General features: G+C 54.1%; 11 protein-coding genes. 5 read left to right on the plus strand and 6 right to left on the minus strand.

All coding sequences use genetic code 11. The features are described from left to right. Nucleotides 1-34: 34 nt before the first annotated feature. Nucleotides 35-2,440 (minus strand): heavy metal translocating P-type ATPase, encoded by a 2,406-nt coding sequence (locus CA264_RS05805; RefSeq protein ID WP_025605401.1) that lies wholly within the window; start codon nt 2,438-2,440, stop codon nt 35-37. A 190-nt stretch (nt 2,441-2,630) separates the two neighbouring features. Between CA264_RS05805 and CA264_RS05810 the strand changes: the two genes are divergently transcribed. Further along, entirely contained in the window at nt 2,631-3,107 is a 477-nt protein-coding gene (locus tag CA264_RS05810; RefSeq protein ID WP_025605403.1) for a hypothetical protein, read from the plus strand. Nucleotides 3,108-3,378: 271 nt separating this feature from the next. Here the strand turns inward: CA264_RS05810 and CA264_RS05815 are convergent, their stop codons facing one another. Next, nucleotides 3,379-3,927 carry a plastocyanin/azurin family copper-binding protein gene (locus CA264_RS05815; protein WP_025605405.1) on the minus strand — a complete coding sequence of 183 codons (549 nt, stop codon included), beginning with the start codon at nt 3,925-3,927 and terminating at the stop codon, nt 3,379-3,381. Between the two features lie 48 nt (nt 3,928-3,975). Further along, complete coding sequence (locus CA264_RS05820; protein ID WP_025605407.1) at nt 3,976-5,736, minus strand: L,D-transpeptidase family protein; 1,761 nt, start codon at nt 5,734-5,736, stop codon at nt 3,976-3,978. A gap of 442 nt (nt 5,737-6,178) precedes the next feature. Here CA264_RS05820 and CA264_RS05825 point away from each other — a divergent pair, with 442 nt between their 5' ends. Continuing rightward, nucleotides 6,179-7,981 (plus strand): M1 family metallopeptidase, encoded by a 1,803-nt coding sequence (locus tag CA264_RS05825; RefSeq protein ID WP_036775643.1) that lies wholly within the window; start codon nt 6,179-6,181, stop codon nt 7,979-7,981. A gap of 160 nt (nt 7,982-8,141) precedes the next feature. On the opposite strand, the gene CA264_RS05830 is transcribed toward CA264_RS05825, so the two are convergent. Continuing rightward, complete coding sequence (locus CA264_RS05830; protein ID WP_025605411.1) at nt 8,142-8,633, minus strand: YciE/YciF ferroxidase family protein; 492 nt, start codon at nt 8,631-8,633, stop codon at nt 8,142-8,144. Between the two features lie 324 nt (nt 8,634-8,957). Between CA264_RS05830 and CA264_RS05835 the strand changes: the two genes are divergently transcribed. After that, entirely contained in the window at nt 8,958-9,866 is a 909-nt protein-coding gene (locus CA264_RS05835; protein WP_025605412.1) for a cyanophycinase, read from the plus strand. A gap of 62 nt (nt 9,867-9,928) precedes the next feature. On the opposite strand, the gene CA264_RS05840 is transcribed toward CA264_RS05835, so the two are convergent. Then, entirely contained in the window at nt 9,929-10,864 is a 936-nt protein-coding gene (locus CA264_RS05840; protein ID WP_025605413.1) for an isoaspartyl peptidase/L-asparaginase family protein, read from the minus strand. Nucleotides 10,865-11,039: 175 nt separating this feature from the next. Here CA264_RS05840 and CA264_RS05845 point away from each other — a divergent pair, with 175 nt between their 5' ends. Further along, nucleotides 11,040-11,414: a DUF3127 domain-containing protein gene (locus CA264_RS05845; RefSeq protein ID WP_025605415.1), complete on the plus strand. Its 375-nt coding sequence runs from the start codon at nt 11,040-11,042 to the stop codon at nt 11,412-11,414. A 187-nt stretch (nt 11,415-11,601) separates the two neighbouring features. After that, nucleotides 11,602-12,222 carry an AlbA family DNA-binding domain-containing protein gene (locus CA264_RS05850; RefSeq protein WP_025605416.1) on the plus strand — a complete coding sequence of 207 codons (621 nt, stop codon included), beginning with the start codon at nt 11,602-11,604 and terminating at the stop codon, nt 12,220-12,222. A gap of 46 nt (nt 12,223-12,268) precedes the next feature. Here CA264_RS05850 and CA264_RS05855 read toward each other — a convergent pair whose 3' ends face one another. After that, nucleotides 12,269-12,802, minus strand: coding sequence for a toxin-antitoxin system YwqK family antitoxin (locus tag CA264_RS05855; protein ID WP_211332063.1), 534 nt, complete (start codon nt 12,800-12,802; stop codon nt 12,269-12,271). Between the last annotated feature and the right edge of the window lie 127 nt (nt 12,803-12,929).

Consider the following 12,929-nt stretch of genomic DNA (forward strand, 5'->3'; position numbering starts at 1 on the left):
ATACTTGTTAAGTGTAGCAACAGCAGCGCAGCGGCTATAGACCGGCTTTCCTGGCCGCAAAGCGCACCGACAGCGTTGCAAAAAGGATGACACTGATCGAGCTGATCGGCATAAGTATGGCCGAGATGATCGGGGTGAACAGCCCCTGCACAGCCAGTGTAAGCCCCACCACATTATAGATCAGCGATACGGCAAAGCTGGCCAGGATGATGTTCATGCTCTTTTTGGAGAAACCGATGAAGCGGCTCAGCTTATCAAAGGCGGTGGCATCCAGGATGGCGTCGCAGGAGGGCGAGAAGTTGGTGATGCTGTTGGTGAGCGCAATGCCGGCGTCGCTCTGCTTCAGGGCACCGGCATCGTTCAGGCCGTCTCCCACCATCAGCACGTGGCGCTGCTGGTTTTTCAGGCTCTTGATGTACTCCAGCTTCTGCACCGGCGACTGGTTAAAGTTAAGTTCAGCCTCCTCACCCAGCAGTTCCCGCAGCCGGGCCGCCTCATGGTCGTTGTCGCCGGAAAGTACGGCCAGCTTATCGATGTGCAGCCCTTGCAGTACCTCCTTCAGGCCCTGGCGGTACACGTTAAAGAAGGTGTAGTAACCTAGCACAACACCATCCACCGATACATAAACGGTTGTTTTAAGGGCATCCTTTTCCTGGGAGGTGTTTACGCCCAAGTATGCTGCCGAACCGACGCGCACGAAATGGCCGTTTACTTCGCCTGCCACCCCTTTGCCTGCAAACTCCTGAAAGCCCTGCACCTCCAGCGTGTCTCCCTGTATGAAATGGAAAATACGCTGGCTAAGCGGGTGCGTGGAGTGGCTCAGCACAGATTTTATACTTTGCTCCTGCGCCGGCGTAAGCACTTTGCCTGTGTAGCTAACCTCGGCCGCGCTTGGCTCCGTCAGAGTTCCGGTCTTATCAAACACCACGGTGTCTATTTTAGCCAGAGTCTCCACAACGCTGGTGTTTTTGAGGAAGAACTTGTTTTTGCCAAAGATACGGAGGGTGTTACCGTGTACGAACGGCGTAGACAGGGAAAGGGCGCATGGGCAGGCAATGATCAATACCGAGGTAAAGGCCTTCATGGCCATGCTCGTGTCGCGCGGCACCCAGTACACCAGGGCGCCCGCCGCTACCAGCAATGTAACGATGATAAACCACTTGCCGGCAACGTTGGCGTAGCTTTCCATACTTTGCTCTTCGTTTTTGGAGAACACGCTGTTGTTCCAGAGCTGTGTCAGGTAGCCTTGCGACACCTCCTTCACTACCTCCAGCTCCACGCTCTCTCCTACCTGGCGGCCGCCGGCGTAAATCACCTCGCCCACCACCTTCTCTACCGGCTCCGACTCCCCACTCACAAAGCTGTAGTCAATCATGGCGGTGCCGTGCAGCAGCATGGCGTCGGCGGGTATCAGCTCCTGGTTACGGATGCGGATGCGGTCGCTCACCTTCAGGTTACGCACCGCCACCGACTCCTCCTCACCGTTCTCCTTCAGTACCGTTACCGACACCGGGAAATAGGAGGTATAGTCCCTGTCAAAAGAAAGTGTGTCATAGGTCTTTTGCTGAAAGTACTTGCCGATCAGCATGAAGAACACCAGCCCGGTAAAAGAGTCCAGGTAGCCTGCCCCAGTGTTGGTTAGTATTTGGTAAAGGCTCGTGATGAAGAGCGCGAGCAAGCCTGTGGCAATGGGTAGGTCAATGTTGATCATGTGCTGGCGAATGCCCTGCCAGGCCGACTCAAAAAAGCCACGGGCACTGTAGAAAAACACCGGCAGCGACAGCAGCACGCTCAGGTAGCCGAAAAAGCGGCCGTAATCGCGCTGCACTTCCTCGCCCAGTGCCAGGTAGTCCGGAAAGGCCAGCAGCATCACATTGCCGAAGCAGAAGCCGGCAATGCCAAGCTTATAAATAAGTGAGTAGTTCTTCTTTGTTTCCTTCTTCCCGTCAGTGTCGGCCAGGGTAATGGCCGGCTCATAGCCTATCTGCGCCAGCAGCTCTACCACCTGGCGCAGCGAGGTTTTCTGGTGAAAATAAGTTAGCGACACCTCCTTGCGCAGGAAGTTCACAGTAGACTCGGCAACGCCAGGATTAAGCTTAAACAGGTTCTCTAGCAGCCAGATACAAGAGCTGCAGTGCATCTGCGGAACATAGAAAGTCAGTTTGCAGATGCTGTCGTTCTTAAAGTTGATGAGCTGCGCCTCCACCCCTGCGTCATCCAGGTAGGCAAATCGCGCCTGCGCCAGGGGCTGCTTCCCGGAAATGCCCGGGTTATCCTCCAGCGAGTAATAGGTGCAGAGGTTGTTCTCTTCCAGTAGCTCGTATACGCTTTTGCAGCCGGCACAGCAGAATGACTTGTCATGTGCGATAATCAGCTCATCCACGCAGGAGTCGCCACAGTGGTAACAGGTTTGAATCTTTGTTTGGAGTGCGGTTTCCATCACGAATCTTCATTAAGGTTCTCATACAAAGGTAGATGGAGCCGCTTGCAGAAAAGATGATGAATGTCAGTTAAGGATGTGATACATGTCAGTGTTTTAGAGCACAGATAGGGAGAAATTTGCTTTTGTAAACATCGATGAAAATCAGCCTGAGCATAGCCTGTTGCTTTCTCTGGAGCTGGAAACCGGCATGAAAAAGCAGACTTTACAGCTGATGATGGTAATGGCCGCCTTTGTATGGGCTGGCATGGTGGCAGGAATATCTTTCCTGGAGGCCCCTGTAAAGTTTACAGCCCCGCACGTTACCCTGGAGATCGGGCTCGGCATCGGGAGGCTGGTGTTCGGTTACCTCAACAAGGTGGAGTTGGTGCTGTGCGCCGCGGTGTTTTTAGGGGCCCTCTACAGCCAGTCAACAGGCAAAGTGTGGCTGTGGGTTTTGTCGCTAACAAGCTTGCTGCTGCTGCAGTCCTTCTGGCTGCTGCCTGCGCTGGATGTGCGGGCACTGGCTATACTTGCCGGGCAGGACCCCGGGGAGAGTGTGCTGCACCTTGTGTACGTGGCGCTGGAAATAGTTAAGCTTGTGTTGCTGCTTAGTACCGGGTGCATGGTTTTCGTTGCGGCCCTGAAGCAGGAGCAGCAGTTAAGGTATAAAAAGTTTAGTGTTTAGTTAAGTATAAATGGTGTTACGTGTCGTATAGACCATGCGAGCGTAGAAAGGCAGACTGTGATGCAGTCTGCCTTTTGTTATTTATACGTGTGCGAGATGTTTAAACCGTTTGAGTGACAGATTGTATCGGCGCAGTAAGCTCTCCGGTCGGTCCTTTCGCTGTTTCTGCCTTCCTGTGCCTCCTGTGGTTTGCCAGAAGCTTGAAAGCCGTCGGGGCCCGGGCAGATTGATCTACCCGGGCCCCGACTACTTTCCTATTATTATATCGCTTTTACTTTACCAGCAGCACCCCGTTCATCTTTTCCCAATGTCCCGGGTAGGTGCAGACAAAATCATACGTGCCTGGCTTTGTGGGTGCCGTAAACTCCAGCTCCACGGTCTGGCCGGGCAGTGCCATGGGCGTGGCGGCAATCACCAGCTTGCTGTCAGGAACGTAGCTGCCGGAGGCGCCTACCTCGGCTGCGGCGAGGGCGACTTCCTTATACTTGCCGGGCTCTGTAAAGACCACGTTGTGCACCATGGGCATGTCTATCCCTTCGTTCACGAGGTTTAGTTTAACCAGAGCGCCCGCCTTTACCTCTAAGGTGTCTTTGCTGTACCTGATCTCCTCCAGCGTGTTGCCGAGGGCGTGTAAGTTCAGCTCCTGTACTGGCTGCAGCGTCGTGTCCTGGTCCTCCACCAGAGGGGCGCTGGCCGCAGTGGCGGTGTCCTTCAAAGGATCGCTTACGTCCAGATCGCCTTCTGCTTCGGGGGGGCTGCAGCCCCAGAAAAGCGACAGCGCTAGCAGCAGCGACAGTATGTTAATCCAGTTCTTTTTCATGTGCTTCTCTCAAAGTAAAGGGGGCAGCTTTGCGGCTGCTCCGGTTTCTTATCCAAAATACTCCTGGGCCAGCTTTTTGTCGTGCCCGTAGATATCTTCCCGGAAGTGAATCTGTCCGTCTTTATCGACCCAGCTGGTAAAGTACACCAGGTACACCTGTACGCGCTTGGGCAGGGTAACCCAGGTCTCATCTCCCCCGCGCATGGTATTCCTGATGCGCTGCTCGTCCCACTCCGGCATGTCCTGCAGCAGGTACTGGGCCAGGTCCACAGGTTTCTCTACCCGCACACAGCCATGGCTGAAGTCGCGGTCGTTCTGGCTAAAGAGGGCATCGGCCGGCGTGTCGTGCAGGTACACGGCGTACTCGTTCGGGAACAGGAACTTGATCATGCCGAGCGAGTTGTCAGGGCCGGGCTTCTGGCGCACGCGGTACGAAAAGTTAGAGGCCGTTACACCAGACCAATTAATGGAGTATGGCGAGACGGTTCTTGGGTTCTTTTCCTTTGTCACCACCTCCATGTTCTGGCTGGCTAACCAGCCCGGGTTTTTCAGCATGTGCGGTTTTATTTCCTTCTCCACGATACTGTTGGGGACGTTCCAGTACGGGGCCATAACCACATACTCCAGCTTATCGCTGAAAATGGGGGTCGAGTTCATCGTTTTGCCCACAATAACGCGCATTTCCTTTACCTTTTTGTACTCGCGCTCTGCCACCAGGTCGTCGTTCGGGTCTTCGTACACATAGAGTTTATACTCCGGAATGTTCACCCAGATGTATTTCTGGTCCAGGCTTTTCGGTACCATCCGTTTCGGAATCCAGCGCCAGCGCTCCATGTTGATCATGATCTGGTTGATGCGGTCAGACACCGGGATATTCATGGTAGCCAGCGTGTTGCCTCCCACAATGCCGTCTTCCTTCAGCCCGTGCAGCATCTGGAAGTGCTTTACCTGCTGCTCCAGCTTGTCATCAAACACGCGCAGCCTCTTGTCAGAGGTGTTCAGGCGCTGGTTCAGGTTCAGGCGTTTGCGTACGGTAAGTACGGCTGCGGCCGTGTCGCCTTTCTGCAGGAGCTTCTGCTTGCCGAGCTCCACCTTTGGCCAACCGCCTTTCTCCTCCAGCTCCCGGTACTCCTGCAGCTTGTCCCGAAGCCGCGTATACCCGGCGTGCAGGGCCTCAAACTCATAGTACGGGTACGTGCTCTCGCGCTCTTTCAGGATGGTCTGCAGGGCCTTGTGCAGCTTCACCTTGTTCTTCTTCACGTTCCAGTTCACGCTGTTGCTCTCGTTGCGCGGGTTTACTCGGCCCCGGTAAAAGTCGGAGGCGTAGTTAAAGTATGAGGCCGTAAGCGCCACGTCTATCTGCTGTTGCAGCTCCAAGCGCGCGGAGTCCTGCGGGTCCAGCTGCTCGTACTTCTTAAACAGCTCGTTGAAGTTTACCAGTTTATACTTTTGCGGGTCAAGGCCTTCTATCGAAGAGCTGTCGATTACCCCCAGGAACCGCTGGGCCTCCGGCACCAGCTCGTTATCGCGGAACCAGGCCAGTTTGTAGTCGCGGTCGCCGTAGAAAAGGTACATCAGGTCGGCGTGCTCCTCAAACTCGGGCTCTTTGCTGATATAGTTTTTGACAAACATGCTGTCGGTGGAGGCCTGCGGAAGCTTTTTCCCGCCGAAAAGGCCGGTGGCTACCTCTTTGATGCTCTTCCCTTCGCTCTTGGTATCGGTGTTTCCTTCGCTGCAACTGAGTAGCAGGAACATGAGAATCGGGGCCAGGAGCCCCAGTGTGGTCTGTTTTATAGTATAAGGGTTCATATAGTAGTCGTTTTACTTAATTCGCAGTTTTGTGCTGCAAGCGAGAGAGCCAGGCTGCTAACGCTATCTAAATATCCTTGTATAGTACAAAAACAAAACTGCTGATACGTTTTTTTTGGCGTTATAGCTTTATGTACTTCAAAATGGTGCAAAAAGTTATTTTTAAAGCCTCCCGGTGCTGCGCCACCGGATCAGCCGCCTTACCCTTAAACGGCTCAAAAACCATGCTTAAAACACAAGTAAAGGTATATTCTGAGCGGCCTGCAGGCGCCTGTCTTCGGGTGGCCTGTTTTCAGTATTCACGCAGAATCCTTAACTTACCACTTGAATGTACTAACTGAACCATATGAAATTTTACCACCGTTGCCTATTTGGCTTAGGGGTGGCCAGCAGCTTGCAGCTAGCCGCCTGCTCCACCAATACCTCAAACGCAGATCAAACTATGACAACTGAACAAAGTGCCCTGGCAAGCGCCTCCGCCGATGTGCACAGCTTTGCCCAGCCGGCAGAGGCCGTAGCCCAGCACCTGGACCTGGACATTGCCGTAGACTTCGGCCAGAAAGTGCTCAGCGGTACCGCCTCTTACCTCATCGAGAACAAAACCGGCACCGACCGCATCATCTTTGACACACGCAACCTGCAGATAGAGAACGTGTACCTGGGCGATAGTATGGAGGAAACCACCTTTGAGTTAGGAGATGAGAAGGAGTTCCTGGGCCGTCCGCTCCATGTTAAGATCAAGCCGGATACAAAGAAGGTCACCATCAAGTATAAAACTTCGCCGGATGCGGCCGCCCTGCAGTGGCTGAACCCGCAGCAGACAGCCGGTAAGAAAAACCCGTTCCTGTTCACGCAGTCGCAGGCCATACTTGCCCGCACCTGGATTCCGATTCAGGACAGCCCGGGCATTCGTATCACCTACAACGCCAAAGTAAAGGTGCCGAAAGAACTGCTGGCGGTGATGAGCGCTGAAAACCCGATCGAGAAGAACGATAGCGGCGTGTACAGCTTCGAGATGAAGCAGCCGATCCCTTCCTACCTGATGGCCCTGTCGGTGGGCGACCTGGTGTTTGAGCCCATTGGTACGCAAACAGGCATTTACGCGGAGCCTGCCACAATAGACGCCGCCGCCTACGAGTTTGCCGAGATGGGCAAGATGCTGGATGCCGCCGAGAAAATCTACGGCAAGTACAGATGGGACCGCTACGACCTGCTGGTGCTGCCGCCGTCCTTCCCCTTCGGAGGTATGGAAAACCCGCGCCTGACTTTTGTGACGCCTACCGTGCTGGCCAAAGACCGCTCGCTTACCAGCCTGATTGCGCATGAGCTGGCCCACAGCTGGAGCGGAAACCTGGTTACCAACGCTACCTGGGACGACTTCTGGCTGAACGAGGGCTTTACCGTATACTTTGAGCGCCGCATTATGGAAGAGCTCTACGGGAAAGACTACGCCGATATGCTGCAGGTGCTGGGGTACCAGGACCTGACCAACACCCTCAACGACATTGGCCCGGGCAGTGAAGATACGCGCCTGAAGCTAGACCTGGAAGGGCGCGACCCGGACGAAGGGCTGACCGATATCGCCTATGAGAAGGGCAACTTCTTCCTGCGTAACATTGAGAATGCCGTAGGCCGTGAGCGCTTTGATGCTTTCATCAACAAGTACTTTAACACCTTCGCCTTCCAAAGCACCAATACCGACAAGTTCCTGGACTTCCTGCGCACAGAGCTGATTCAGGGGGATGAGGAGCTGGCGAAGAAGATAGACATCGACGGCTGGGTGTACTCCCCAGGCCTGCCGGAAGGCTTCCAGAAGCCAACGAGCACACGCTTCGCAAAAGTGGAGGAAGCGTTCCAGAGCTGGAAAAACGGCAAGCCGGCGGCACAGCTGAACACCAAAGACTGGTCGAGCCATGAGTGGCTGCACTTTATCCGGATGCTGCCAGAGAACATGAGCCAGCAGCAGATGGCCGAGCTGGACAAGGCCTTTAACTTCACCAACTCCGGTAACTCAGAGGTGTTGGCGGCCTGGTTTATACATGCCATCCGCAACAACTACACCACGGCAGACAAAGCCCTGGAAACCTTCCTGACCAACGTAGGCCGCCGCAAGTTCCTGGTGCCTATCTACAAGGCGCTGATCGCCACACCGGAAGGCAAGAAAAAAGCCCTGGCCATTTATGCCAAGGCACGGCCTAACTACCACGCCGTGTCTACCGTTACGCTGGATGAGATGCTGAAATAGCAGTTACTCTTCTTTAAAAAGTAAAAAGGTGGCCTCTAGAGGCCACCTTTTTACTTTTATACAAGGCTATAAAGGAAGAGCTCTGTAACCTTCTTGCCTGCTGGTTAGGCCAGGCGAAGGTACAGAGCCCCTCATGTATCTTCTCTAGGTTGAGTTAAACCTAGCGTTGTGCTTTCTGGTTGATGGCCTCTTCGGCAATTTTGGTCAGGCGCTTGTCAGTGGCTTTCTCCTCCTCCAGCGTCTGGCTCAGCTGCTCCAGCGCATCGTTCATGTTCAGTTGCTTGGCATAGGTGCACACGGTGCCGTACGCAGCGATCTCATAGTGCTCCACGCGCTGGGCGCAGGCAATCAGGGCGGCGTCCATCACACTGGCTTCAGCGCGCTCGCTCATCATCATTTCGGCCTCACGGATAATGCCCTCCATGGCTTTGCACTTTTCTCCTGTCGCCTTCTCTCCCATCGAATCGAACACTTTCTCCAGGCGTTTGATCTGGTTCTCCGTTACCTGCAGGTGCTCCTGAAAAGCCTTTCTGAGGTTATCTGAAGAGCAGGCGTCCATCATCTTCGGAAGCGCTTTGGTGATTTGCTGCTCTGCGTTGTAAATGTCCTTTAACTCGTGGATCAGTAGATCCTTTAAATTGTTTAGTTTCATAGCTTGGAAAGGTTACGCGTTAAAAAAACTAGTCATTAGTTTGTTCAGACCTACTATACGACTTCATCCATTGCGGGTTTAATAATAGAATTTATTATTAGCTAATTGTTTAAATTTGCAAGCAAGCGTAAGGTTTTATATAACATTTTATATATAGCTGTATTTAAGAAGCCAGGTGTGGGCGCTGCCAATGGGAAAGGATCCGTTATACTTGCGCTTTCTTGAAACGATTTCACCCAAAAGCGGTACTCTTACGGAGAGTGTTTAGCCATACGCTCCCCTGGCAACCGTAACCGAAGAACTTTTAAATCGATTAAAGCACCCGTGGATACACCAAAAGGAAAACTAATAGCCGTAGGCGGAAACGAAGATAAAGGCAGCTACCCCAACCCCCGTTCCAAAAAGAAGTACTACCTCGATTTCTTTGAGCTGGGCATCCTGAAGCGCTTCCTGAAGGAGATACCTGTTAAAAATCCTCATATCGAAGTGGTGACCACTGCCTCGATGATTCCGGAGGAGGTGGGCGAGCGTTACACCAGCGCCTTCGGCATCCTGGGGGTAGATAATGTGCAGCTGATGCATATCCGCGAGGAGGAGGATGCGCACAACCCGGAATACATTGAGCGGGTGAAGAAGTGCGACGGCATCATGTTCAGCGGCGGCGACCAGTCCCGGATAACGCGCATGTTCCTGAACACTGAGATACTGGAAGTGCTCAAGCACCGCTACCTGCACGAGGACTTTATTATAGCGGGTACCAGCGCGGGCGCCATGGCCATGTCCAGGGAAATGATCAAAGGCGGGAGCGCGACGGAGTCGCTGCTGCGCGGGGCGGTTAAAATGGGGCAAGGCCTGCACCTGATAAACGGTGTGGTGATAGACACGCACTTTGTTATCCGGGGGCGTTTCGGCAGGCTTATGGAAGCCGTGGTGACGCACCCTAAAACAGTGGGTATCGGCTTAGGCGAAGACACCGGCGTGCTGATCACCAAGGGGCACATGATCGAAACCATCGGCTCTAACCTGGTGGTGATCGTGGACGGGCATGAGGTAAAGTATACCAACATCAAAGAGGTGGAGAAAGGCCGCCCTGTCGCCATCGACCACATGGTAATGCACGTGCTGGCCAAGGGCAACCTTTTCGACATGAACACGCGCACGTTTTACCAAAGCGAAGAAGCCTACCGGCATGCCCAGCTGGAGGCAGCCGAGAAGCCGCTCATCAACCACTGATGAATGCGTCAGGCGCCAGTGCTGTTGGGTTTAACGTTCTGTTGCCTATACTGCCCGTGCGGCTAGCTTTCCTTGTAAATCGCCACAAACGTCTCCTGGTCCTGTGACTTGGAGGCACGGTACATTCCCTCGGAGTTGAAGGGCATGGCGACCTCCCCTGCTGCGTTTACCGCGATAAGGCCACCCTCCCCGCCAAAATCCACCAGTTTCCGCATTACCACTTCTTCGCACGCTTTCTCAAGACTGTAGCCCTTGTACTCCATGAGGCAGGAAACGTCGTAGGCCACCACGGCGCGCATAAAGTACTCCCCGTGCCCGGTGCAGGAAATAGCGCAGGTGCGGTTGTTGGCATAGGTGCCGGAGCCTATAATAGGGGTATCGCCGATGCGGTTGTAGCTCTTGTTGGTCATGCCCCCCGTGGACGTTGCCGCCGCGACATCCCCGTTGCTGTCTACCGCCACGGCCCCTACGGTGCCAAACTTCTCGTCGCGCTGCTCGGTGTGGTCCAGCATGAAGATGTTGGTGTCGCGCACCTCGCTCCACTGCTCATACCGGTACTTGTCGAAGAAGTAGTTCTCCGGCGCAAACTCCAGCTGGTGCAGCAGGGCAAAGTCTTCGGCGCCGTAGCCACTCAGCATCACGTGGTCTGAGTGCTGCATAATGGTTTTGGCAAGCCTAACGGGGTTTTTGATGCGGTGCACGCCGGCCACAGCCCCTGCCTGCAAATCCTTGCCGCACATGATGGCTGCATCCATCTCATGTTTCCCCTCTTTGGTGAAGACGGAGCCCTTGCCGGCGTTAAAAAGCGGCGTGTCCTCGAGGTGCACCACGGCCAGCTCCACGGCCTCAACAGCCGTGGCTCCCTGCGCCAGCAGCGCGTAACCTGCCTCTACGGCTTCTCTCAAGGCTGCTCTGTATGCCTGGTCCTGTTCTTCGGAGAGGGTGGCCTGGGTAATGGTGCCGGCTCCTCCGTGTATGGCTATGGCGATGTTGTTCATGCGGTGGGTGCTTTTGCTTTGTTTCCGGTTCCTTTACGCCGGCCGGTGGGCGGCCGTTTTGGATGCCGCATTTTTTCCGCCTTTTTACTTAACTGAAGCTGTGAAATGGACCTATTTCCGGGGAAAATTAGTTATCTTTGTCTACAGTAAAATAACCTATTTAACTTATTTCATTATGTCTTTTGATATCCAAGGTAAGCTGTACGAGGCCTTCGAAGAGCAGCAGATCAGTGACAAATTCAAAAAGCGCGAGTTTGTGCTGGAGATTCCCGATGGCTCTTACACGCAGTATGTGAAGTTTCAGCTGACGCAGGATAAGTGCAGCCTGCTGGACTCCTTCAAGAACGGCGACGAAGTGAAAGTTACATTCAACCTGACGGGTAAGCCATTTACTAAAAACGGCCAGACAATGTACTTCACCAACCTGCAAGCCTGGAGAATGGAGCCTGCCGCAAACGATTTCGGTGGTGCCCCGGCCGGAGCCTCTGCTCCACAGCAGGATGCGCCTTCGTTCTACAGCAGCGACGCTGACAACGACCTGCCATTCTAATAGCAGCTAATCTCATTGCCATACATACAAAGCGAGCCTGAAGAGGCTCGCTTTTTGTTTGTGCACCGTATGCCTGCGTATGCCCTGCCGGCTAAAAAGCGTATACTGGATATACATGTGTTGCCCGGCCAGGTGCAGCCTTGCCGCCAGTAGCGCAGCTTTTTTATCATGCACCCTACCAAAGACCATGGACGAACTACAGCGCCTCATCCTGAATGGGGAAAACGACACAGTTGATTTTAAGCAGCGCGTGACCAAGCCCGACAAAATAGCCCGCACGCTGGTTTCTTTTGCCAACACGCGCGGAGGAGTGATCCTTATCGGCGTGAAGGACAACGGCTATATCTGCGGCATAGACCCGGAGGAGGAAAAGCACACGCTGCAACTGGCCGCCGACTTCTACTGCGACCCGCCGGTGCAGGTGCGCTATGAGGAGGTGGAGCAGGACGACCGGACGGTGCTGAAGGTGATTGTGGCGGAGAGTGACCACAAGCCGCACTTCGCCAAACTGAAGGAGAACGATTGGCGCGGCTACGTGCGCGTGAAGGACACCAGCGTGCAGACGAGCAAAATGGTGAACAAGGTGCTGGAGCAGGAGGCGAGTCAGTTTGAGCAAAAGCCGCTGGACCGGCATGAACTGGCTGTGCTGGAGTACCTGCGGCTGCACCCGCGCGTAACGCTTCGTGAGTTCATGAAAATGGCCAACCTGTCGGAGCGGCGCGCCTACCGGATCATGGTAAAGCTGGTCATCCATGGGTACCTCCTGCTGCACGACAAGGAGAAAGAGGATTTCTATACTTTAGCCTGACAGTCGCTGCTTAAGCCGGAAGTTGTTTATACTGCCTGCCGCCCCGCTACCGCTTTGCGCTGGCGCTGCCTGACCTGCTGATAAGTTTGCCGCTTTGGTAGGTCTCCGTGTGGGAGTACTGCCCCTGCTGGTCGTACACCTGCCATTCCCCAAACCAGAAGTAGCGCGTCTCGGCTGGCGTCCGAATGATGCGGGCTTGCCCCACGCGTGCCAGCTTCCCGTTTTCATGGTACTTCTTTACCTTTATCGTGTTGTCGTGCCGGTTGTATTTCTCTTTCATAGAGCGCGTGCCGTCGGTGTAGTAGTACTTCCACTTGCCAACCTCCACGCCATGCCGGAAGCGCCCGTTGCGGATCACCTGACCGTCGTCGCCAAAGTATACTTTCCAGCGGCCGTGGTACCTGCCTTCTTCATCAAACTTGTTTATCCTGAAAAACAGGAATACACGCTTCGTTTCTTTCCTGGGCAGGCTACTCTCCTGCTGCTGCGCCACAGCGCACGCAGCCGGAAGCAACAGTAACAGCGCAAGGCAGAGGAGGCGATGCGGTCGTTTCGTAAGTATGGGGTAGCTCATGTTCATCACTTTAGATGGTTTTGTGAGGAAGATACAAAAAAATAATTTATCAACTAAACATTTAGTTGCAACGAACGGGCGAGGATAATGTTTTCGTTATCAATACTATATAGGTGATGTTTTATGTTTGGGC

The organism is Pontibacter actiniarum (assembly GCF_003585765.1).
GTDB classification, from domain to species: domain Bacteria; phylum Bacteroidota; class Bacteroidia; order Cytophagales; family Hymenobacteraceae; genus Pontibacter; species Pontibacter actiniarum.